Origin of the sequence: Ruminobacter amylophilus (genome assembly GCF_900115655.1) — a bacterium.
Lineage (GTDB): Bacteria > Pseudomonadota > Gammaproteobacteria > Enterobacterales > Succinivibrionaceae > Ruminobacter > Ruminobacter amylophilus.
This window is the reverse complement of record NZ_FOXF01000029.1, coordinates 1-22,054: the sequence shown is the minus strand read 5'-3', so window position 1 is coordinate 22,054 and position 22,054 is coordinate 1. Positions and strand designations below refer to the sequence as shown.

The following is a 22,054-nucleotide window of genomic DNA, read 5'->3' as shown; positions in this document are numbered from 1 at the left end:
CTGTCTCCGAAATAATGCGGCTACTGTCTGCTTTCGTTGGTGTCCGCAGCTTCTTCCGACAGTTCAACTTCCTTTGTCTCGCCGTGGCTTACGGAAGATTTGGAGTTGCGGTAGATATTTTCCAGAATATATACCGGTCTGTTCTTGACCTCGATGAATATACGGGATACGTATTCACCGAGAATACCGATGGAAATCAGCTGTACGGAGCCCAGGAACAGGATGGCGCACATGGTTGAGGCATAGCCCGGAACGTTATTACCGAGAATCAGGGTCTTGCTGATGATGTATACCATGTAGCAGGAAGCGATTACCGCCAGCACCCCGCCGATATAGCTCCATATTCTGAGAGGCATGCTGGAGAAGCTCACGATACCGTCGAGAGCGAAATTCCACAGCTTCCAGTAATTGAACTTGGAGGAGCCCTCATGTCTTTCCGGTCTTTCATAAGGAATGCCGTAGGATGAGAAACCTGCCCAGGCGAAGATGCCCTTCATGAATCTGTTTCTTTCAGGGAGCTGATTGATGGCATCGATAACCCTGCGGTCAATCAGACGGAAGTCCCCCGCATTCACCGGAATGTGCACCTTGTTGGTCATCACGTTGAACACTCTGTAGAAGGCGCCTGCGGTAAGTCTCTTTAAAGGAGTATCCTGAGAACGGTCAACCCTGATGCCGTATACCATGTCGTATCCCTTGTCCAGCCAGGCCTTCACGAATTCGATAATCAGTTCCGGAGGGTCCTGAAGATCCACGTCGATAGGAATCACCGCGTCGCCTGAGGCATGCCTGAGACCAGCGGTCATGGCAGCTTCCTTGCCGAAGTTGCGTGAAAGGTTAACCAGAGCCACGCGGGAATCCCTGGCGATCAGCTTTTTGATAATCTGTACGGAATCATCCTTGCTGCCGTCATTCACGAACAGGATTTCGTAGTGACCTTCAATTTCATGAAGAGTTCTGGTAACTTCATCGTAGAAACTGTTTATTGATTCATGTTCGTTGTAAACAGGAACCAGCAGAGTTATAAAATAATTATTTCTGTCCATTTTTTTATGCCAAAAAAACAAAAAACACCGAATCAGTGACTTACCGTCGCCTCCGGCTTAAATCCGGACCTTAAAAATCCGGATTTTCCAAAAACATCATCCGTTACCGGACTTCAGGTTCCGGATAATCTTCAACAGTTATTCTGCTCAGGCTGTACTGTCCGTAGTATTCCGGAACTGATTTTTTTGCGGTTATGGCCAGAGCGTAGATGCTTACAGGCAGAGAGGTGCTTACGGGCACGCGGTTTACCGTTCCCGGATTGTCGTCTATGAACTCCGGTTCAACGGGAATGTAAATCTCATAGCTGCCGGGTTCATCCAGATAGGCGGTTGAATGACTGCCGACCGTAATCATGGTATGCCCCATTTCCGACTTCAGACGGAAATACACGTAAAGTCTGTCCGGGTTCTTGTACATCTTGAAGATAAGAGCCGTACTGTCGCTGAAGTTCATGCCTGAACCGTCACTTTCCGGAGCTGAAACACTGCTCTTTTCCAGAAAGTACGGACGTTCAATGGTAGTGTCATATACATGACCGGGAATAACATACATGCTCTGATACTTGTTCCAGAATCTCAGCTTCTTGTCCAGATAATAGTACCTGTAGGAATCGGATACCTTTCTGTGACGGTTCAGATCAAGTACATACACGTAATACAGCCCCATGGCCAGTATCACGATGAGCATCCCGGCCGCATAAAGGGAACCGGTCTTTTTATTTTTCATACACGTAAATCCAAATGTTCCGCCTGCACCATGTTCCGTTTTTTCTTATAAACACACGTCGGAACTCTCATGCAGGTCTTTCTTCTTATAAACTATCGTAAATAGCCACAGACCTCTCGGGGCTGTGGCGGTTCATAGTCTTTATTATTCTTTAATTTATTGTTTTTATGATTATTTCGTCTTCGCCGGATTCATGACCTGACATCAGTCGGTCAGGAATTCATGACGGGAAGCCTGATTAAATTTAAAATAACCGCCCAGTGCAGTTGTGGTGGTTTCGCTTGTGGCATCCTGCACCCCGCGTGACTTGACACAGTAGTGAGTTGCGGTAATGGTAACGGCCACATTCTGAGTATCAAGCAGGGTCTGAAGCGCAACAAGAATCTGCTGGGTCAGACGTTCCTGAACCTGCGGTCTGCGGGCAAAGAACTGTACAATACGATTGATTTTGGAAAGACCGATAATTTTTCTTGAAGGCAGATAAGCCACCTTGGCCTTACCGTCAATGGTTACAAAATGATGTTCGCAGGTACTGGTAAGGGTGATATTGCTTACCTTAACCATTTCATCGACCTTCATCTTGTTGTCGATAACGGTGATTGAAGGAAAGTTGGCATAATCAAGACCGGAAAAAATTTCATTCACGTACATTTTGGCTATACGGTATGGAGTGCGGTTTAAGCTGTCGTCAGAACGATCGAGACCAAGGATGTCCATTACGGCACCCATGTGCTTTTCAATTTCGGCTCTCTGTTCGTCATGAGACATTTCAACTGGGATACGCGGAGTTTCAAGCCCCTGTGCTATAAGGGCATCACGTACCATTGCAGCTTCTTTGCTTATTTCACTCATCTCAGTCTCCGAAGTTATCGTTTTAAAACTGCTGTTATTGTACTCCAAAACAGGAAGCATTTCACAATTTTTTATAGAACCTGAAAGATAACAAATAAATCATCTTCAAGTGTTGTAAAACAAGGAAAAATCAATATGAATCTTTTAAATATTCAGCAGCCGTTTTCACGGCATGCGGTACTTCTTTATCCATCAGCGGACATCAGTGATTACGAGGGAATTCCATTTCCGCGTCACAGAGACAGAACACCGCCGTACCGCAGGCATTGGTCCGAAACGCGGTTCAGCCTGTCAGAGCCTCAATGACTGATTTCTGACAGGAAAAAGAACATGTGATTCTCAGTGCGGTTCCGAAAAAATCATTTAAGGCCGAGGAAACCGTCGGTCTGCTTCTGCCAGAGACGGGCATAAACCCCCTTCTTCTCCAGAAGTTCCCTGTGTGTCCCCTGCTCGATGATTTCCCCGCCTGACAGAACGATAAGACGATCCATAGAGGCAATTGTTGAAAGTCTGTGGGCTATGGCGATAACGGTTCTGTTTTCCATAAGTCCTTCCAGATTGTCTTTAATGGCGGCCTCCACTTCAGAATCAAGAGCGGATGTGGCCTCATCCAGAATCAGAATAGGCGCGTTTTTAAGAATCACGCGGGCAATGGCTATTCTCTGGCGCTGTCCGCCCGAAAGTCTTACGCCGCGTTCGCCCACCTGAGTGTCAAAACCGCTGTTGCCCTGAGAGTCGCTCAGAAGCTCGATAAAATCCGTGGCTCTGGCCTGATCGGCGGCGGCTCTGACCAGTACCTCAAGCTCCTCGCCCTTGGTATCGGCCGATCTGCCGTAGGAAATGTTGTCCCTGACGGAACGGTGAAGCAGAGAGGTATCCTGAGTCACCATGGCTACCGACTGGTGAAGCTCGTCCTGAGACATGTTTCTGATATCAACACCGTCAATGGTTATGGAGCCGGAATTAACCTCGTAAAGCCTCAAGAGCAGGTTCACCAGAGTTGATTTACCGCTGCCTGAAGGTCCGACGATACCGATGCGCTCACCTTTTCTGATGTGCAGATTGAGACCGTTGAACACCCTGACCTTAGGATTGTAGGCAAACACCACGTCCTTAAAGCGGATGTCGCCGTTAAGATTGCTTGATTTCACAGGTGTTTCCGGATCATTTATGTCTATAGGACGGGAAAGAGCCTCGATACCGTTGAGAACATTACCGACATTTTCAAAAAGCATGCCCACTTCCCACATCACCCACTGGGAAAGATTGGCTGTTCTTATGGCAAGTCCCAGAGACACGGCAACGGCTCCGACCGGCACGACACCCTGAGACCAGAGTCTTACGGAAGCCAGAACCAGGGCAGAGATCAGCAGATAGTTGATAATCTGCACACTGACATTGAATCTTGTAACCATGCGCATCATGCCGTATTCGGAATCGACGCATGCCTGCATGTTTCCGCGGGCATAGGATTCCTCGCGGGAATACTGGGAAAAGAGCTTCACGGTCTGGATGTTGGCATAGCTGTCCACGATACCGCCCACCATCAGGGATCTCTTTTCGGCATTGTCATTGCTTAAACGGCTGAGGCGGGGAATGAAGTAATACATCAGGAAGAGATAAACGGCGAACCAGACCAGCATTATCAGCATGAGATAAAGGTCGGTTTCGGCCAGAACCGCCATCATGGTGACAAAATACACCAGAATATGCACGATGACGTTGGCAAACTTGAGTACGGTGTCCCTCAGACTGAGTGCGGTCTGCATCAGTTTCTGGGATACCCTTCCGGAAAACTCCTCCGCAAAATACGAAAGACTCTGTCTCAGGAGATAACGGTGCATCCTGTAGCGCATGCGCATCGGGAAATTGACTCGTACGGTCTGATTAAGAAGGAGAGCATGCAGGGTAATGCAGGCCGGAAGCAGAATCAGGGTCATGGTACCGAACAGAATGAACACGCCCCGGTGTTCGGCAAAGACGGCTCCGGGTTCAGTTTCTGAAAGGATATCCACGAAAAGACCGATGAAATAGAAGAGAAAGGCCTCCCCCGCTCCGATGACGGCAGCCAGTACGGAGATTACCAGAAGGAACCATCTGATGTCTCTGGCAAAAAACCAGACAAACCTGAAAAAACCTCTTGGCGGTTTTTCCACCGGATCTTCTGAAAACGGAGATATTAACTTCTCAAAAAAATTAAACACTTCTCAGCCTTCCATAATCATTTCATCAGCCTGCCGTCTCCGGCAGTTCATCTCAAATCCGCAGCCGTCAGCTTTCCGTCTGCGGCATGGATTTTCAGAATCTGATTTCCTCAACAACGTTATTGTTCAGATCCCTTAACGAAATTCCGTTATCGTCAATCACCGCCATGCTCCTGTCGCTGCCCCCGCGCGGAAAGGTTATGGATCCGGGATTGAGAATGTAAATGCCTCCGCGACTCTTTTTGAGTACCGGACAGTGCGTATGACCGCTCATGAAGATGTCTCCTTCTCCAGGACCGATGTACTCGGCATCGGTTTCGTCATAGCGGTGTCCGTGAGTCATGAAAGCCTTGCGTCCGTTGATGACCAGGGTATTGTAGGTGGCGTCTATCGGAAATTCCAGCAGATTGGAGTCCACCTCGCTGTCACAGTTGCCTCTCACGGCAATAATCTTTTCCTTTACCGAATTCAGCAGTTTTACGATATACATCGGATCATAATCTGACGGCAGTCCGTTGCGGGGACCGTGGTTCAGAAAATCCCCCAGAAAAATCAGAAAATCGGCATTATTGGCCTCAGCCACCTTCAGCGCCTTTTCCAGGTTGTCGGCATTACCGTGAACGTCGGATATCACTGCGTATGTAGTCATCTTGTAAATCTCCTCATATCGTCCGGTTAATTATAGCTTATTTGTAAAAATTTGCCGTCTGAATATGCTGATTTTATCAAAGAAAAAAAATTAAAAGAAATTCCTTAATTCAAAAGGAAACTGTCTGAAAACAGAGATTGCTCTACCGGACAGCCGGATTCATTTTACGCCACTCCGACAGGTGCCACACCTGTCATAACATCTGAAACACCTGCAAATTTAACCTTATTTCAGCTTCTTTCCTGCAGCAACACATTCATGGATGCACCTCCGGCCAATAACCACGGACAATTTATCCCAAAGATGTTACAGCTGTCATAACAGGTTTAACATATTCCCGGAAAGCTCATCGTGATTTCAGTGTAAACTTCCGGAGGTCCCGCCGCTGTAAGGAAGATGCCTGCCATTCTGTACACATCATGTTCATATTGCTCAAATATAAGGCGTTTAAGCACCGGAACGGACTTTTTTTTCTAAATGGGTTGCAATTAGGATTTTTTGTGTTAACATTATGCCTGTTTCGTTTGACGCGGGGTGGAGCAGTCTGGTAGCTCGTCGGGCTCATAACCCGAAGGTCGTTGGTTCAAATCCGGCCCCCGCAACCATCTGTCTCAGTGACAGTCCGGCTTATCAACAGAATCTCACTTTTAGTATCAGGTTATTCACAATATTACTGACAGCTGTCATTTATCATTTTCCGTCCCGGTGCATAACGTTTTTTCATGTGTCCCTGCATCTCTTTCCGGAAATCTTCTCAGACTGAGAATCTGCCCAGTCCTGTAAATAAGTATGGTGTCTGGGGATGAACTTCAACTGAGTATAAAAACACATTCTGAATCTTTGACGATCCTGATTGATTATTTCTGTTTCCCCGTTTCACCAAAGCCTTGAATACCAGTGTTTTCGTATAAAAAATCGGCAAAAATACATAAATTCGGATTTTTTTTTATAATTTCTTGCAAATACAGAAAAAAGTGTTATTATAAGCACACTTCCGTTTGACGCGGGGTGGAGCAGTCTGGTAGCTCGTCGGGCTCATAACCCGAAGGTCGTTGGTTCAAATCCGGCCCCCGCAACCATCTTTATTAAATCCCCTTTTAATCCTTTGAAAATTCCCATGCGGGAACAACTGTTTTTTTCATGACTGTCCCGATGTTCATCAGACCCGGAACATTAAATACTGAAAAATACTTCTCGGAAAAATAACCTGATTTAATTCCGGCATAAATACGGATGCCGCACCGGCTCTTAATGTTATGAAGTTTTCAGGCGACTGACTGAATACGGGATTTTAAGTGAAATGACCGCAAACCTCCGGCACATTAATCGTTAACCGCAGCTTACGCAAATCCGTTCCGTAAAAATGTGAACGGCAGGATTCTCTCAAATAAGCACCGGAACATCAGTTTTACCATGTCCGGTGTTACATTGACTTTAACAGGTAACGTGATTTGCTGTATCTGAAACCACGATTGCCTTCAATTACTGCATCTGCTGAAGACGTTCCAACAAATTCATTATTTCCGAACCTGCGAACAGGAAGAAAATTACCATGCTGATAACTGCCGTAATCAGCGATACACGGCTGTATGCGATCAGACTTGGTTTCTTGTAACTGTTCGGATCCTGAATAGCCCAGTAGGCTAAAACAATTAAATTAACCAGAGGAATCATTGTGATTAAAGAGACAACATACCAGTCCTTTATCGTCATTACTCTGGGATCCTGTCCTGCTGAAAGATAATTCATTCTTAAGTTTTCCTAAATATATAATATCTATTAAAATCCTGCAGATTGGATTGTTACTGGTGAGAAGCCACAGCGATTATAGCTACTGCCACCATTACAACCACAACAATCCCAACTACCGTTACTCCCGCCAGTAAAGATCCGAATAACATGTTTGACAGGCATGGAGTAGTTCTTTTTACGTTACCACTCGCGCACCAGTAAATCATGAATCCCAGAACGATAAAAGGCCCGACATTGGGAATTACGCCCAGAAACAGAGGCCAGAAATCAGAAAATCTGGCATATCTGTATGTTGGCGGATTGAATCTGGCACCACCTGATGCGTTCTGACGGGGAAATCTGCTTTCCTGATCTGCACCGGATACCTTTAAGTCATTATTAAACTGCTGATTGTCCATATAAAAAAATGTCACAAAAAAATGTAAAAAACAAACTGTTAATGAATAATAATCTTTGTATGACACCATCATGATTATTAAACGGCAGAGATTTTAATATAAGATATCCACTGCAAAATTGATGTTGTTCATGTTTTCTGTATATTTTAAACAAAGGCCCGTGATGCAGGTCTGACGGCAGCACGTTTGTCTTCCGTCAGAATACCATTCACATTCATCAGTAAACGAATGGCCTGTAAATTACTTCGTGTTTCCTGTCCTGTTTTAAGAGGCTTTTATGCCTGAAATCCGGAAAACAGCAGTATACATTCTGCGGATAGAACCGGCATGACTCATCCGTTTATGGTAAAAAAGCCGGAAAATGAACCTGAAGATAAAGCAGATCATTAACATAACACTGCCCGCACTGCAGACTGACCTCCCAACCGAATTTTCCTTACGGACATGAAAGACTGTTAAAGAGAGCCGCGGATCTCCGGAAAATACTACTACGCACAATGGAAATCGGCGCAGCTCCCTTTAAATTTCAGGTGCTGCCAAAAACCTCAGGCAGAAGAAACAGCTCCGCAAACCTGAAGCCCGCATGCTTCATTACTGAATAACCGGCATATACGTTCTGCCGTGACATTCCGGAAACGGAACCGCATCATGTTCAGAAAACGGCTGAATCAGTCCGGGTATAAACCGGTTCAAAGTCAGAAAACGTGGCAGAACCAGATTAAAATATAAAGCCGCCTGAAAAACGGCAGCGATACAATAAAAAAACCGGGGAAAACAGCGGTACCAAAGGAGAGTATCGGAGAGGATACCGCCTTTCCCCTTAACTCTTTATTCTATGAAAAATCACCTGCCGTTTTTTGCAAAAAACGTATCAAATGGCCTTATTAAATATTAAATTTATCCTTGAATTTTCAGGCATTTACGTAATAACAGCCTTCTCTTCCGACAGCCTTTCTGACGAAACACCTGATCTTCTGAATAACCGTATCCGGTTATCATAAAATCCTAACGGATAAAAACGCATGTTTATTCCGGAATGAGATGTCTATATAATGAGGTCTCGGCTCTGAGAGACAGAATACGGCGGACGGAGGAACATATATATGGAAGAACTTATCAGCTATTCATGCGTGGCGATCATTACGGCCTGTGTAACCATGTATGCCGTTTATCAGTATGAAAAAAAGAAAGGACTGGAAACGGATAAGGCCATCGAAAAAATCACAGTCGGAGAGTATTACGGCTCGGAAGAATGGCAGAAGAAGTTTGAACTTTATCAGCAGCGTGATTTCTTTCAGAAAGGCGATGAGACTCCTCTGAAGCAGGTTCTCAGAAGTCTGGTGCCGGCCAACCGCAGACTCTCCGAAAAATCCATCACCGCCTGCTTTATCGGAGCTGCTGCCGGAGTTTTTCTGGCGATATCATTAAAAACCTCCCTGTTCTGCGTACCTCCTCTCATGCTGTTTTGCGCCTTTGTCGGATACAGGCTGTTCATGGCATTCAAAAGACTCGGAGACATCATCACTTCTTCCGCATACATGGAATGGCAGGAAAACATGTACCGCGGGGATGACGGACATCTGAATCCGAAGGAAATCGAAAGAGCCTACAAAAAAGGCAGATACATTCAGAACAGGAATTCCTTTTTCTGCTTCGGCGACGGAATCATCATTTTCGGGGATCAGACAGGAATCATGGCTGTCACCTCAGACAGTCTTCTTGACGTCTCAAGAGTTGCGGGAAAACGCAGAATATACGACAGATCGGTTGCCGGACTCAGCAGCTGGAAAAAATTCTATGACATCGGAAGACTGTCTTTCTCGATTGATCTGCACTTATCCGTAACGGATGCGAAAAGCAGCCCACTGCCGGCAGACTGGAAAGGACTTATCGACAAATCCTCAGGAACCGGGACCATCAATCTGGAATTCAATGAGTTTCAGGTGGAAATGATTATGGCTGAATTCTGCAGGAGAAAAAAACTGTCATATGAAGATTCTCTGAAAAAGATTGAAGTTCGCAATTTTGACAAGGACTGAGGCTTCATCGTAAATATGAACCATGAAGAAATGACGAAGGATACGTCATAACGGATGGAAACACTGTATAAAACCGGGACGTACGATGAATTTCACCGTACGCCTCCATTTTTTAAGAAAACGGCAGTTTAGATTAATCGGTACATCTGTACTCCATGATGTAGTCATCCATGACATAGCCGCTGCCGATATCGGTAACAGTGGCATCAGTTTTTCTGAAGTTCAGCTTTTCATATGCTCTGATGGCATTGACGTTACCTTTGTAAACCGTAAGAACAACACGGTCGTAACCGTGTTTTTTCGCAAAATCCACTATAAAGGGAAAGGCTCGGGTGGCGACATGCTGATGTCGGAAGTCCTTCAGAATATAGAGTTTGGATAGAAACAGATAACCGTCACGGTAGCTGAGTCCGGTATATCCGGCGCGCTTACCGTCCGCAACTATGTAGAAATAGCTGTAGTTCTCTGATTCGACCTGTCTTTTCATGGCCTCTTTCGACTGAAATTTTTCAATCATGTATTCAGCCTGACCTTCAGGAAGAATGGAAGTCCAGTATTCTCTCCATATTGAAGCCGCAAATTCAGCTATATTCAGATCGGTATTTTCCACCGGTTCCAGAACAATATCATTCATAATCACCGCCTTGTCCATCGCCACAACTATTCTTTCAGAGAGGATTCTATCCAGTTTCTGATGATATCCTGAGATTCCTCCACGTGACCGCCGTAAACCGCAAGTCCCGGTTTAACATCGGCACCTGCACAGATCTTTTTCAGATCATCTTCCGAGCGGCCGAGTCCTGAACCTTCATGGGTCATCAGCGGATAAACCTTCTTTCCGTTCCAGTCCAGTTTTTCCAGCTGTGAAAACACGGCCATCGGATAGGTTGACCACCAGCACGGACCGCATACGAAGATATTGTCATAACCGCTGATGTCGGCAAGATAATTCCTGAGCTCCGGACGAAGAGCAGCCTTCTTTTCAATCTTTGCCTCTTCGGTGCATTCGTAATAATCCGTGCTGTATTCCTTAACGGTTTCAATTCTGAACACGTCCGCATCAATAACGTTGAGGATGAAATCAACGGCCACCTCGGTATTCCCCCTGTCAATGTATCTGACTTCACCTGACACGTAGTTTAATCCGGCACGGGAATAAAAAATCACAAGATTCTTTGACACAAGCTTCTCCTTCCGATAATTCATAAATCCGATAAAAGATTCTCACCTGACTTCATATAAATTTAACATAACCATGATGAATATACTCAAAACATCGATAATGACGTGTTCCATGTGTTTCGCATTTCTCAAAAACGCAGGATTTGCTTCCTCTGATTTCTTTGCGGAATCACCTGCCTGTTTTATAGCCTCCGCTGATGCAGTAAAACCATCAGTTATATCTTTGCCTGCTTTATCAGCCTGTCTGGACAAATCTGTAAAATCAGAATTTATATTCACTACAGTCGAACTGATATTTTGCTGAACGCTGTACATCGTTTGACTGATCTCAGAAATCGACTGCATAAAATTCCCGTGTCCGCACCAATACTTAAAAAAGAATCAGCCATAGCTAGTCTCCATACAATAAAAAAGCCCGCCGAGGCGAGCTTATAAACAAATCTGAATTCCAGTATATTGCGGTTATGTTAAACACTTTCTTAAATATCCGCCACAGCCATGCATAGAATAGAAATGTCGTGACCGATACAATCCGGGAATACTGTCTCGTGAAACCAGAACTCTTATGGGCCGCAGCCATCCAGAAACACTTTAGGGTTTTGATCAAAAACGCTATACCGTATATGTACGCAAGAAACATTCCTATACACGTCCATGCGGGGAAATCAATCAAAAATCCAATAATCGATCTTCCTTACCTTTCACTGCCGGGACAATAACAGCTGCTGACATATACAAAATCATCACTCATACATCACCTCAAGAAATCATTGCCCTTTGATTAAATATATCTGAAAACCAAGGTAATTCAATAATTTTCGGCTGTATTTTCATCTTTCCCGGCGTTGGTCCGGTCTTCACCGTTTCTCTCAAAAATAATTGCCTGTTTCAGGCTGTTTTTTTCACATATCCGTAATACTGTGATGTACAATAACCACGCTGTTTTAAAGCAGATAATCATGCAGACAGCAAAAGCAGAAGTCATAGAATAACTAAACAAAAAAAATGCAAATATACGCTGATAAATACTTTTCGGATCCGGATGAAATAATTGAAATCTTCAGTCCGGATGATGTGAAAAAAGCCCTGGACAGGGTCGAAGCCCTGCAGAAGGACGGATACTGGCTGCTGGGATACATGAGATACGACCTCATGAACCGGAGCCCCGAAGGAATGCCTCTGGTCTACTTTGAAGCCTGGAGAAAGCAGCCGCGGAATCTCCGCGAAGCGGATTTCTCCCGCGAAAACGCTGACGCCACTCAGAAAAACGGCGGTTCCGGCATGCCTCCGGGAATTTTTCTCAGGCCGTTAATCAGTCGCGAAGAATACGAAAGGAAGATTGAATTCATTAAGGAAAAGATACTTGACGGCATCACCTACGAAGTCAACTATACATATCCTTCTCTTCTTGAAACCAACCTTTCCGATGACGAACTGTACGAATATCTGCTCCCTAAACAGAAAACCCCGTACAATGCCTTCATCAGAAACAGACATGAAACCGTCATGTCATTCTCCCCCGAACTTTTCTTTAAAATCAGGGGCCGAAACATTCTCACCAAACCGATGAAGGGAACCGTAAGACGCGGAGATACTCCCGAGGAGGACGCACGTCACCGTGAATTTCTGGCCACCGACACCAAAAACAGAGCCGAAAACATCATGATCGTGGATCTGCTCCGCAATGATCTGGGGATTGTGGCAAAAGACGGCACCGTAAAGGCAGACAGACTGTTTGAAGTTGAAGAGCACCCTACTCTCTTTCAGATGACCTCCGAAATATCGGCGGAACTCCGTGACGACGTGACTCTTTATGACGTGATTAAGGCCATCTATCCCTGCGGTTCCATAACCGGAGCTCCCAAGGTATCAACCATGAGAGTGATTGCCGAAGCCGAACCGTACAGCCGCGACGTCTACTGCGGAGCCATCGCCTTCATTCACGGAGACGAGGCCGTATTCTCGGTACCTATCAGAATACTGCAGAAGCGTCATGACGAAAAATGTTTCAGATATTTCGCGGGGGGAGCCATCACCTATGATTCAACCGCCGGGGATGAATGGAACGAAACCATAACCAAGGCAGGATTCCTGCGGACTGATTTTTCCCTGATTGAAACCGGCACCGGAGACCGTGATCTTCATCTTAAGAGACTCAGAAAATCCGCGGACGAGCTGGGCTTTAAATGGAATGCCGGACTTGATGATTTTGAATTTCCGGAAGGCATCGTCACCCGCATAGAACTGTTCCGTGACGGTCACTATGCCGTCACCACCAGAAACATTCCGGCCCCGGCCCTGAAACCGAAGGTCGTCATAAAGGGACGCGTTGATTCACGCAATCCGTTCCTCTACCACAAGACCACGGTAAGAAGTCCTTATCCGAAGGAGTTCTTTGAGGAAATACGCGTCAATGAAAGAAATGAAATCACCGAAGGCACCTACACCAACGTGGCGGTGAGAATCGGCACCGAAATGTTCACTCCGCCGCCTGCCTGCGGTCTTCTCAACGGCGTGATGCGTCAGAAGCTTCTTGCCGAAGGAAAGCTTAAGGAAAGAATTCTCCATCCGGAGGATCTCATGAAAGCAGATGCGGTATTCTGCATGAATTCAGTAAGAGGAATCTTTGAGGTGGAAATATGCTAGTTATCGATAATTACGATTCCTTCACCTACAACATTGTCCAGTACCTGAAGATTCTGGGCGAACATCCGGTGGTAATTAAAAACGACGAGCTCACCATGGAGGAAATCGCAGAACTCTCTTTCAGCAGAATCATCATTTCTCCGGGCTGGGGTTCACCTGAAAATTCAGGCATCAGCATGGAGGTTATCGACCGCTACAAAGATACACACCCGATCTTCGGTATCTGTCTCGGCATGCAGTGCATCGCCGAATTCTTCGGAGCGGATGTCACCAGAGCTCCGTACCCGTGTCACGGCAAGAATTCGGATGTGTTCTTCGAGCCTGATTTCAGACTTTTTCAGGGTTTCAGACAGGGCTTCAGCGCCACCAGATATCATTCGCTGATGGTCACAAGTCCTTCAGAGGACACCGAAATCACGGCCCGGACCGAAGACGGCATTCCGATGGCCCTGAAAATCAGGAATCGCCGGATATACGGAGTGCAGTTCCATCCGGAAGCCATTCTTACGGAAAACGGCCTCGACATATTCAGAAACTTTATTGAACTCTGTTAGGACGGTTATAATAATCACGGCGGATGAGAACACCGGCGGAATAAAGACGCGCCGGCGCATCGTACCCCGGCATGATTTGGAGAGGAGCGGAAGATGCTGCAGGATATAGGCGAACATATTTTCAGAAACGAATACACTCTCAGCAGAAAACCTGAGGACGGCGATTACGTTCTGGCTTTCCGGGACAGAAGCGTCTATATCAGGGGCAACGGCGCCGGCGAGGAGCTGGAACTGCCGGAAGCCGGCCTGTTCGATAAAAGCCTTCTGCTCTATCTTTTCTCCATAGACGGCAGAGCATACTATCTCTTTACAGGCGATGCCGGCACGCTGAGTCTTGACGGCTTCTCCTGGCAGAGCAATACCGTGCTGAGATCCGACAATCCGCGCATCACCTGCTTTGCGGGTTTTACCGCCTACCACCTCTACAGCTGGTATGCAGGCAACCGCTTCTGCGGCAGGTGCGGACATGAAACGGTTCATTCCTCCAAGGAAAGAGCCCTTACCTGCCCTCACTGCGGAAACGTCATCTACCCGAAAATCGCTCCTGCCGTAATCGTGGGAATCACTGACGGGAACCGCATTCTGGTGACGCGATACAAAGACAGACCGTACAGGGGCCTTGCCCTCATCGCCGGATTCTGCGAAATAGGTGAAACTCCTGAACAGACCGCCTGCCGTGAAGCCATGGAGGAAGTCGGTCTTAAAATAAAGGATCTCAGATACTGCGGTTCTCAGCCCTGGGGACTCGACAGCAACATACTTTTCGGATTCATGGCCAGAGTTGACGGAGATACGACAATCATACGTGATGAAAATGAACTGGCCGAGGCCTTCTGGATATCCCGCGATGAACTTACCGAACCGGACTCCACCATATCTCTGACCAAAACCATGATTAACAGCTTCAAGCTTCACGGATTCAGTTTTGCAAACCTTACGGAACATCCTGAAAAACAGCCGTAATTCATCTGAAAAAACAGTGCGTGAAGAGTTTCCGGTCTCCGGCAGGCTTCGACTGGCGCCCTGCAAGGAATTATAATCACTTATATTCAGGCTGCACTGTTGACGATACCTGTTTTCTCTACTAAAGTAACCGGAGGGACTCCCTGTTTTTACGGAGACGAAAGCCTTCCGGAAAAACATGTAAAAACATAAATAAAAACATATAACGCGCAGCCGCTCCCGCTGCGACACAGACTGAACAATAACAGAAGAATGCACAGACTATGAAAGAATTACCGATTAATGCCGACAGGCTGTCAGGGCATCTGGCCGCCTTTACCACCGTATCCGTATGGAGCGTGACCTACATATCCACCAAGGTGCTGCTTACGGATTTCACTCCGCTTGAAGTCCTCTTCATCAGATTTTTCATCGCGATTTTTGTCCTGAAGCTCATCTCCTTCAGGAGCGTGGGGTTCAGAAAATCTGAACAGCTCTATTTTGCCCTGGCGGGTTTTACCGGTCCCTTTCTCTACTTTCTGGTGGAAAACATCGCCCTGCTCTATACCACCGCGGTTAATGTGGGCATTATTCTGACCATTACTCCGATGTTCACCGCCATCGTCACCAACCTGTTCTACAAGGATGAAAGAAAACTGGATTTCTGGTTCTATCTGGGATTCTTCGCCGCGGTCGGAGGCATTGTCCTTCTCAGTGTAAAGGGCTCTGCCAATCTGTCATTCAATCCGCTGGGTGACTTTCTGTCAGTCTCCGCGGGTATTGTCTGGGCCGTGTATTCTGTATTCACCAGAAAGATAAACTCCTTCGGCTACAGCACTCCTGCGGTTACCAGAAGATCCTTTGAGTACGGTATCATCTACATGATTCCGCTGATGTTCCTGACCGACTTCTGCATTGAACAGGAGAATCTCATCAAACCGCTGAATCTGGGAAATCTGGTATTTCTGGGCTTTATAGCATCGGCTGCAAGCTTTACCTTCTGGAACTATTCGGTAAAAAAAATCGGAGCCGTAACCTCCATTATCTACATCTACATCACTCCTGTCATGTCAGCTCTGGCCGCTGATTTCTTCCTGGGAGAAAAGCTGTCGCTCCTCGGCTGGATTGCCTGTCTGATTACCACACTGGGACTCTTTATTTCTCAGGGGGGACCGAAGTTCATTCTGAAAAAACTGACACGAAACGGCGGAAACGGCAGTTCCGGACGGCAGAACGCATAGGACTCCTGCATATCGTGTCAGACGGTTACCAGGTATAGAACTTCCTGCCGGATTTCAGACAGGATTTAGGAAAAAGAGCTTCATCCGGAAAACATGAAGGGCGGAACCTTAAGTTCCGCCCTTCGCTTTTTTCCGCATCAGATGATTATGCGTATCTGCTACTTGATGGTCTGATTAAGATTTCTGTACTGCATCGGAGTCATTTCAAAGAACTTCTTGAATACCCTGATAAAGTGCTCGACATTCGGATAACCGATAGCGTATGAAATGTTTTCAACCGTCATGTTGCCGTTCTTAAGCAGAGTCTTGGCCTTCTTCAGACGGATTGAGGTAAGGTGCTCACCGAAGGTCTTTCCTGACTTGTCCTTGATGTACTTTGAAATGTACGGAGCGGACAGCTGGAAGTATTCGGCCATGTCTTCAAGAGTGATTTCCTGATACTTCGCCTGAATGTAGTTAATCATGGCAATCAGTCTGTCATCCTTGACGATGCTGTTGTTCTGCAGTTCGGGAAGCTTGTTTACCGCAACCACCAAAGCGTTTATTGAAGCCTTGATGATGTCTTCGTCAAGACCTGCACCCCAGTAGCTTACGCCGTTGCAGAGGATTCCCACATAGGCCATGGCCTTTGATGAGGTTCCCTTGGAGATGGCGTGTTCCTCGTAAACAGACAGTTCATAGCTGATACCGAAATACTGCTTGATGGTGTTGCTTACCGCATCAAGTCTGCCGTTGCCGTTGGCATCAACCACGGTCTTCTTGTCACCGCAGCAGATGATGGTTTCAGCCATGATGCCGTCATTCTGCTTGAAGTGGCTTTCGGAAATGTGGAAATTAGGCGTGTAGTTGATGTAGTGCTCGGCAAAGATGTCATATACGAGCTGAGGAGAAAGTTCCTTGTGACGTTCGTCGGACACCTGCTTAACGGCATACCCTACCTCTTCCCTCATCTTCATCGGAATGTTCAGAGAGAAGTTATGGGAAAGAATATAGGCCACACCGCCCTTTCCTGACTGGCTGTTGATTCTGATAACGTCTGAATCATAGGTTCTGCCCACGTCAACAGGATCGATTGGAAGATAAGGAACGTCCCAGATCTTCTGCTTCTTTTCCTCACGCCAGTTCATGCCCTTGGCAATGGCGTCCTGGTGAGAACCGCTGAAGGCGGTGAACACCAGATCACCGCCGTAAGGCTGTCTCTGGTAAACGTGCATGCCGGTAAGCTTCTCGTACACTTCCCTGATGTGAGGCATGTTGGAGAAGTCCAGTCCCGGATCAATACCGTATGAGAACATGTTCATGGCAACGGTAATGATGTCCACGTTACCGGTTCTTTCACCGTTACCGAACAGAGTACCTTCGATTCTGTCGGCACCTGCAAGCAGACCGAGTTCGGCATCGGCAACGCCGCAGCCGCGGTCATTGTGGGGATGAAGACTCAGAACCACGCTGTCACGGTACTTGAGATTCTTGGAAAGATATTCAATCTGGGTTGCAAATACGTGAGGCATTGCGGTTTCAACGGTTGCAGGAATGTTGATGATAGCCTTGCGTTCACTGTTCGGCTGCCATACGTCAAGCACCGCGTTGCACACTTCGAGAGCATAATCCACTTCGGTACCGTGGAAGCTTTCAGGACTGTATTCAAAAGAGAAATGTCCTTCGGTTTCATCCGCAAGCTTCCTGAGCAGTCTGGCGCCGTCGATGGCAAGCTGCTTGATCTGTTCCCTGTCCTTTCTGAACACCTGTTCGCGCTGAGCGACTGAAGTTGAGTTGTACAGATGAACAACAGCGTGAGGAGCTCCTCTTAATGCTTCAAAGGTCTTTTTGATGATGTGTTCTCTTGCCTGGGTAAGAACCTGAATGGTCACGTCATCGGGAATCATGTCTCTTTCAATAAGAGCTCTCAGGAACAGAAATTCAGTTTCTGAAGCAGCCGGGAATCCCACCTCGATTTCCTTGAATCCGATGTCCACGAGCATTTTGAAGAATTCGAGCTTTTCATCAAGTCCCATAGGTTCGATTAACGCCTGATTACCGTCACGCAGGTCAACCGAGCACCATACCGGAACCCTGTCGATATGATCCTTTTTCACCCAGTCATAGGTTGCCACAGGCGGCATGAAATACTGACGTGAGTATTTGTCAAAATTCTTCATTATGTTCTCCTTTGTCCGGTGAGCGGAAATCCGTTCTACTTCCGCTTTTATTACCGGCTTTTCGGTTAGTGTGGATAACAGTCTGTTTTTTGATGATAAATTATATTTATAACTGCAAACAAAATTTACCATTAAAATAAATCAATACATTTGACTTTATTTTATCACTAAAAAAACAGTTTACAATGATTATATTTAATCTATTTGACTGATATTTTTTAATATTCGAATTTTTTTAACCTGTTACCGGGATTTTTTGGGCTACAGCTGTTTTAAGGAAGCGATTTTCTGTTTCTGGGGCAGGTTCTGTTTTTTTGTTTTTTTAAGAAAATGCAGTCAGTGTTTTCTTCAGTTTCCTTCCTTTTTCTCCGGAAGCCGGCGCAAAAAAAGCTGTTCCGCCAAAGAAAACCGTGAATGAAAAATTGTGTCATCATTACGATTCATATCGGATTGCGGGATCCCTCCGGGAAAATCCATGCAGCTCGTTGTCAGGCAGTTATCAGAATGCCGGCAGCCCTGATATCTCAAGGTATCAAAGGCTGAAAATGCGGGCGGGATGTACGGGGACGCTGCGGCCCGCACTTTTACAAAAGCGCATAAAACAGCTTAAACGCGAAACTTCATATGGTTCTTACAGAACCTTTTTTCCAAACGGATGGTAATATCATTTTTATTCATTGTTTTTCCTACTGAATTGTATTGACCTGCACAGCATTACGGCGGGAGTTTTCCGAAATACTGTCGGCAGACCTCAGGGTCAGCCGGCAGTATCCGGTATTACGCTGTGCTTTCTCAAACAGCACTTCCTGCTAAAAAATGAAACGATCAGGTTCCCTAACCTGACCTGCGGTCGCTATACCACCATTAAATTCACATGGTTCCTCTCTTTCTCCTTCACATGAATCATGAAGTCATAAAAGAGACATCGTGTCCGTTTTGTGCAGAAATATCTCCGCAGTTCAGTCACACCATACAGCAGGCTTACAGGATACTGATTACTGTCATCAGGGCAGGAAAACACTGTCCTCTTTCTCCATGACGACCGCGGTTACTGAAATCTTTCAGACAGGCTTACGAAATATTCCGCACCGCTTCACGAATTGTCCCGGTATGTGTGGCAGATTTACTGCGGTGCTTTACAATTAATCATGGAAGGCTGTTTTTAAGAAATCTCAATCAGTCCGCCCGACCGGACACAATGTAAGGAGAACAGTCATTAATGCAGCTGGCGGAATTACCCCTGCATTAGCCGTCTTCGGCTTATTTGTAATCATGGGAATCCACAACGGTTTGAAAGGCAATAAATTCTTCAATATTTCATACCTCATAACGGTAGGCATAATTCTTCTGCTCTTATGCATAAGTTTCGGTTACAGCCTGTCCTGCTACTACGATGAAATTGGACAGGGACTTACTGTTACCGATACCCCTGAAAAACCCGGACATGATTTCGGAATGAGTCTTATCGGGCTGGTATCACTTTCCATCGTATATGCGGTTCCCTATACATTTTTCTATCTCATAAAAGGCAGACGCGTAAAATACAGATAATGCCGTCGCCTGTGAATGACTGCTGACCGGAGTCATGCCGTCATTCTCATAGTCAGTCCGAAAGACTGAAGATAACCCCGGGATGCGTTTTTACATTCTTAGAAGGAGCGGTTTATGAAATGTCCTTTCTGTAATCATGAAATCAGTGACGGTGCGAAATTCTGTCCTGACTGCGGTAAAGCTCTTCCGCATGACCGCCCTTCCGAAAACGACAAACCGGAAAATCCGGCCGATTCCTGCAGTGAAGAAAACGCGTCAGATGTAAAATCATCTGCCGGGGTTTCCGTGAATTTTCAGAAAAAAGAAAAGCCGGACTGCATAAGTCAGGATGAATCATGTCAGAAGAACGGGGATCCGGAGCTTAAGGAGACCGTCAGAAGACTGGACAGAATGAACCTCATGCAGATTGTCTGTCTCATAGCCCTGCTGATTCCGGGAGTAAACATTGCGGGACTGATACTGCTTCTGATTATCATCATCAGATCATTCGACCTGTCCGCCAGGACAGGCAGGGTTTTACGCAGATTCGGGTATGAAAAATATGCCCGGATTTCAGACGGCATAAAAACCAAATGCACGATTATACTGCTGTCCACCGTGCTTCTGATAACTGCAGGATGTATGGCTTTTACCGGATTCTGTCATCTGTCCATTCCCCAGACAACACTGGCGGTTATCACCGGTGTCATCATGATGATTATTGCCACCAATCTTGAACTCTACTGTTTCATCCGCCTCTATACCATAATGAACGTGATGGATGCGATTGTATGCAACAGAAAGCATCCTGAAAAACCGGGATTCGGTATGGCCGTTACAGTAATGGTGACGGTCTGTCTGTTTATGATTCTGATCTCCGGAGTTGCAATTACAATCGGTATGCCCGTATATATACAGCATATAAAAAACATTATTTTTACTGATATGATGATGCAGGCCAATAATGTCAAACGGAATGCTTTAATCTGCGTGGCTGAATACGAGTACCGGGATTTTGCAGAAATATGTGATAATACCCGGGATTATGCTGAAGGATTCGGATGGAAACTCTATCCTCCGCATCAGTATGCAACAGAATACGTTGATTCAATTGAGGTTACTTCCGCTAGTGCCGATAAAAGCAGAAACGGTTACCCGGAAATAAAGGTTACGGTCAATGCCAGCAGGAAGTATTTTTCAGCAGCTCATCCAAAAATCACTTATGTGGGAACAGTCATCGACGATGACATAATATGGAAACTGGACGTAAAGGAAACCACCATACTGCCGAATGTAGCTTCTCCATGGTCAGTCTGGGATATCCGCTGATGCATGTGAGCATGAGTTGCCATAAAAGAAAAATCGTCACCTTCCGGCAGTGTTCCAGTTAATCATCAGATGACTGCGGAATATGATTATTTATCCTTAGTACTGCCGTTCATACTGCTGCCTGGGATAACAGCTCTCCGTTATGACAGATGACGGTAATGAAGTGCTCACCTCTCCGCCTGCATTCACCGGCTTCAGTCAGACTGAGAAAAGATTTCTGTCTGATTAGGTCAGAATTTTGAAGATTCTCAGCCTAAAAATATTTCGCAGTTCAAATAAATTATGCGGGATAACTGCCTAAAAACAATGCTTATGCTAATGTGTCATCTGAAACAGACATCAGTAAAATCCGCCTTGAAACCTTTCAATAACAATAAAGACGAAAGATTCAGGCACTGAGATACGGAATTTAATAAAGTCCGCCAACAGTTATCATAACAGTGGCGGCTGAAAGAATCACATTTAACAGACAATAACTGATTAACGATTCCAGACTTTTCTACAGCTACTACCCGATATTCCAAGTAAAAAAAAGACATGTTAAAACAAATAAACCTAATGAGTTGGGACCACTTTACATCTTTACATGTATATCATGTGATAATCCTGAATTAATTTGGTTCAGCCTATACTTTTATTCAACGCATAAAAATAGTATTTATTTTGAATTATTTTTGATTTATACAGTTTTTTCTGTTTCATTATCCGCAGAAACTGCTTATAATTTATGTTCACGTACCATAATTTAGAATTAGTTCCCTAAGTGTGTTTCAGTTATATGTAGATACAGCTTATAATTGATAC

The 22,054-nt window shown here is 45.7% G+C and carries 18 protein-coding genes and 2 tRNA genes; 9 read left to right on the top strand and 11 right to left on the bottom strand.

The features are described 5' to 3' along the window. Positions 1 to 20 precede the first annotated feature (20 nt). The 5 genes from BMY80_RS07835 to yfcE all read right to left on the bottom strand — a co-directional run bounded on the left by BMY80_RS07835 (position 21) and on the right by yfcE (position 5,478). Positions 21 to 1,046 carry a glycosyltransferase family 2 protein gene (locus BMY80_RS07835; protein ID WP_093142559.1) on the bottom strand — a complete coding sequence of 342 codons (1,026 nt, stop codon included), beginning with the start codon at positions 1,044 to 1,046 and terminating at the stop codon, positions 21 to 23. Positions 1,047 to 1,149: 103 nt separating this feature from the next. Continuing rightward, positions 1,150 to 1,773, bottom strand: coding sequence for a hypothetical protein (locus BMY80_RS07830; RefSeq protein ID WP_093142557.1), 624 nt, complete (start codon positions 1,771 to 1,773; stop codon positions 1,150 to 1,152). Between the two features lie 204 nt (positions 1,774 to 1,977). Continuing rightward, positions 1,978 to 2,625 carry a GTP cyclohydrolase I FolE gene (gene folE / locus BMY80_RS07825; RefSeq protein ID WP_031580345.1) on the bottom strand — a complete coding sequence of 216 codons (648 nt, stop codon included), beginning with the start codon at positions 2,623 to 2,625 and terminating at the stop codon, positions 1,978 to 1,980. Between the two features lie 359 nt (positions 2,626 to 2,984). Then, on the bottom strand, positions 2,985 to 4,829 hold the full coding sequence (locus tag BMY80_RS07820; RefSeq protein WP_093142554.1) for an ABC transporter ATP-binding protein: 1,845 nt from the start codon (positions 4,827 to 4,829) through the stop codon (positions 2,985 to 2,987). Between the two features lie 94 nt (positions 4,830 to 4,923). After that, positions 4,924 to 5,478 (bottom strand): phosphodiesterase, encoded by a 555-nt coding sequence (gene yfcE / locus BMY80_RS07815; protein ID WP_093142552.1) that lies wholly within the window; start codon positions 5,476 to 5,478, stop codon positions 4,924 to 4,926. A 528-nt stretch (positions 5,479 to 6,006) separates the two neighbouring features. Here yfcE and BMY80_RS07810 point away from each other — a divergent pair. Then, positions 6,007 to 6,083: transfer RNA gene (locus tag BMY80_RS07810), tRNA-Met, on the top strand. A 397-nt stretch (positions 6,084 to 6,480) separates the two neighbouring features. Further along, positions 6,481 to 6,557 (top strand) — tRNA-Met (locus BMY80_RS07805). 403 nt (positions 6,558 to 6,960) lie between these two features. Here BMY80_RS07805 and BMY80_RS07800 read toward each other — a convergent pair. Both BMY80_RS07800 and BMY80_RS07795 read right to left on the bottom strand, forming a co-directional pair. Further along, positions 6,961 to 7,227, bottom strand: coding sequence for a hypothetical protein (locus BMY80_RS07800; RefSeq protein ID WP_093142550.1), 267 nt, complete (start codon positions 7,225 to 7,227; stop codon positions 6,961 to 6,963). Between the two features lie 53 nt (positions 7,228 to 7,280). Continuing rightward, complete coding sequence (locus tag BMY80_RS07795; RefSeq protein WP_093142547.1) at positions 7,281 to 7,628, bottom strand: hypothetical protein; 348 nt, start codon at positions 7,626 to 7,628, stop codon at positions 7,281 to 7,283. Between the two features lie 1,103 nt (positions 7,629 to 8,731). On the opposite strand from BMY80_RS07795, the gene BMY80_RS07790 reads away from it, so the two are divergent. Beyond that, a complete protein-coding gene (locus BMY80_RS07790) occupies positions 8,732 to 9,667 on the top strand; it encodes a hypothetical protein (RefSeq protein ID WP_093142545.1) in 936 nt (311 codons plus the stop codon). A 133-nt stretch (positions 9,668 to 9,800) separates the two neighbouring features. Here the strand turns inward: BMY80_RS07790 and BMY80_RS07785 are convergent, their stop codons facing one another. Genes BMY80_RS07785 through BMY80_RS12240 form a run of 3 tightly spaced genes read right to left on the bottom strand, consistent with a single transcriptional unit; the run spans position 9,801 to position 11,194 of the window. Next, a complete protein-coding gene (locus tag BMY80_RS07785) occupies positions 9,801 to 10,301 on the bottom strand; it encodes a GNAT family N-acetyltransferase (protein WP_177178534.1) in 501 nt (166 codons plus the stop codon). 26 nt (positions 10,302 to 10,327) lie between these two features. Then, on the bottom strand, positions 10,328 to 10,849 hold the full coding sequence (locus tag BMY80_RS07780) for a flavodoxin (protein WP_037320175.1): 522 nt from the start codon (positions 10,847 to 10,849) through the stop codon (positions 10,328 to 10,330). A 42-nt stretch (positions 10,850 to 10,891) separates the two neighbouring features. Then, positions 10,892 to 11,194 carry a hypothetical protein gene (locus tag BMY80_RS12240; RefSeq protein ID WP_093142540.1) on the bottom strand — a complete coding sequence of 101 codons (303 nt, stop codon included), beginning with the start codon at positions 11,192 to 11,194 and terminating at the stop codon, positions 10,892 to 10,894. Positions 11,195 to 11,854: 660 nt separating this feature from the next. Between BMY80_RS12240 and BMY80_RS07770 the strand changes: the two genes are divergently transcribed. From BMY80_RS07770 to BMY80_RS07755, 4 genes are all read left to right on the top strand, one after another. Next, positions 11,855 to 13,495: a chorismate-binding protein gene (locus BMY80_RS07770; RefSeq protein ID WP_093142537.1), complete on the top strand. Its 1,641-nt coding sequence runs from the start codon at positions 11,855 to 11,857 to the stop codon at positions 13,493 to 13,495. Beyond that, positions 13,489 to 14,049 carry an anthranilate synthase component II gene (locus BMY80_RS07765; RefSeq protein WP_031580331.1) on the top strand — a complete coding sequence of 187 codons (561 nt, stop codon included), beginning with the start codon at positions 13,489 to 13,491 and terminating at the stop codon, positions 14,047 to 14,049. The genes BMY80_RS07770 and BMY80_RS07765 overlap by 7 nt, the downstream gene beginning before the upstream one ends. A gap of 93 nt (positions 14,050 to 14,142) precedes the next feature. Further along, complete coding sequence (gene nudC / locus BMY80_RS07760; protein ID WP_093142533.1) at positions 14,143 to 15,012, top strand: NAD(+) diphosphatase; 870 nt, start codon at positions 14,143 to 14,145, stop codon at positions 15,010 to 15,012. A gap of 263 nt (positions 15,013 to 15,275) precedes the next feature. Beyond that, complete coding sequence (locus BMY80_RS07755) at positions 15,276 to 16,232, top strand: DMT family transporter (protein ID WP_093142531.1); 957 nt, start codon at positions 15,276 to 15,278, stop codon at positions 16,230 to 16,232. 158 nt (positions 16,233 to 16,390) lie between these two features. On the opposite strand, the gene BMY80_RS07750 is transcribed toward BMY80_RS07755, so the two are convergent. Next, positions 16,391 to 18,391 carry a 2-isopropylmalate synthase gene (locus BMY80_RS07750; RefSeq protein WP_093142528.1) on the bottom strand — a complete coding sequence of 667 codons (2,001 nt, stop codon included), beginning with the start codon at positions 18,389 to 18,391 and terminating at the stop codon, positions 16,391 to 16,393. A gap of 1,290 nt (positions 18,392 to 19,681) precedes the next feature. On the opposite strand from BMY80_RS07750, the gene BMY80_RS07745 reads away from it, so the two are divergent. Together BMY80_RS07745 and BMY80_RS07740 are read left to right on the top strand one after the other, a co-directional pair. Continuing rightward, complete coding sequence (locus tag BMY80_RS07745) at positions 19,682 to 19,942, top strand: hypothetical protein (protein ID WP_143066491.1); 261 nt, start codon at positions 19,682 to 19,684, stop codon at positions 19,940 to 19,942. A 114-nt stretch (positions 19,943 to 20,056) separates the two neighbouring features. Continuing rightward, on the top strand, positions 20,057 to 21,250 hold the full coding sequence (locus BMY80_RS07740) for a zinc ribbon domain-containing protein (RefSeq protein WP_093142522.1): 1,194 nt from the start codon (positions 20,057 to 20,059) through the stop codon (positions 21,248 to 21,250). Positions 21,251 to 22,054 lie beyond the last annotated feature (804 nt).

What these genes read in the sequence shown, in the direction of transcription:
- BMY80_RS07835 (WP_093142559.1), bottom strand. Translation starts at nt 1,046, where the DNA reads ATGGACAGAAATAATTATTTTATAACTCTGCTGGTTCCTGTTTACAAC.
- BMY80_RS07830 (WP_093142557.1), bottom strand. Translation starts at nt 1,773, where the DNA reads ATGAAAAATAAAAAGACCGGTTCCCTTTATGCGGCCGGGATGCTCATC.
- folE (WP_031580345.1), bottom strand. Translation starts at nt 2,625, where the DNA reads ATGAGTGAAATAAGCAAAGAAGCTGCAATGGTACGTGATGCCCTTATA.
- yfcE (WP_093142552.1), bottom strand. Translation starts at nt 5,478, where the DNA reads ATGACTACATACGCAGTGATATCCGACGTTCACGGTAATGCCGACAAC.
- BMY80_RS07800 (WP_093142550.1), bottom strand. Translation starts at nt 7,227, where the DNA reads ATGAATTATCTTTCAGCAGGACAGGATCCCAGAGTAATGACGATAAAG.
- BMY80_RS07795 (WP_093142547.1), bottom strand. Translation starts at nt 7,628, where the DNA reads ATGGACAATCAGCAGTTTAATAATGACTTAAAGGTATCCGGTGCAGAT.
- BMY80_RS07790 (WP_093142545.1), top strand. Translation starts at nt 8,732, where the DNA reads ATGGAAGAACTTATCAGCTATTCATGCGTGGCGATCATTACGGCCTGT.
- BMY80_RS07785 (WP_177178534.1), bottom strand. Translation starts at nt 10,301, where the DNA reads ATGAATGATATTGTTCTGGAACCGGTGGAAAATACCGATCTGAATATA.
- BMY80_RS12240 (WP_093142540.1), bottom strand. Translation starts at nt 11,194, where the DNA reads ATGCAGTCGATTTCTGAGATCAGTCAAACGATGTACAGCGTTCAGCAA.
- BMY80_RS07770 (WP_093142537.1), top strand. Translation starts at nt 11,855, where the DNA reads ATGCAAATATACGCTGATAAATACTTTTCGGATCCGGATGAAATAATT.
- BMY80_RS07765 (WP_031580331.1), top strand. Translation starts at nt 13,489, where the DNA reads ATGCTAGTTATCGATAATTACGATTCCTTCACCTACAACATTGTCCAG.
- nudC (WP_093142533.1), top strand. Translation starts at nt 14,143, where the DNA reads ATGCTGCAGGATATAGGCGAACATATTTTCAGAAACGAATACACTCTC.
- BMY80_RS07755 (WP_093142531.1), top strand. Translation starts at nt 15,276, where the DNA reads ATGAAAGAATTACCGATTAATGCCGACAGGCTGTCAGGGCATCTGGCC.
- BMY80_RS07750 (WP_093142528.1), bottom strand. Translation starts at nt 18,391, where the DNA reads ATGAAGAATTTTGACAAATACTCACGTCAGTATTTCATGCCGCCTGTG.
- BMY80_RS07740 (WP_093142522.1), top strand. Translation starts at nt 20,057, where the DNA reads ATGAAATGTCCTTTCTGTAATCATGAAATCAGTGACGGTGCGAAATTC.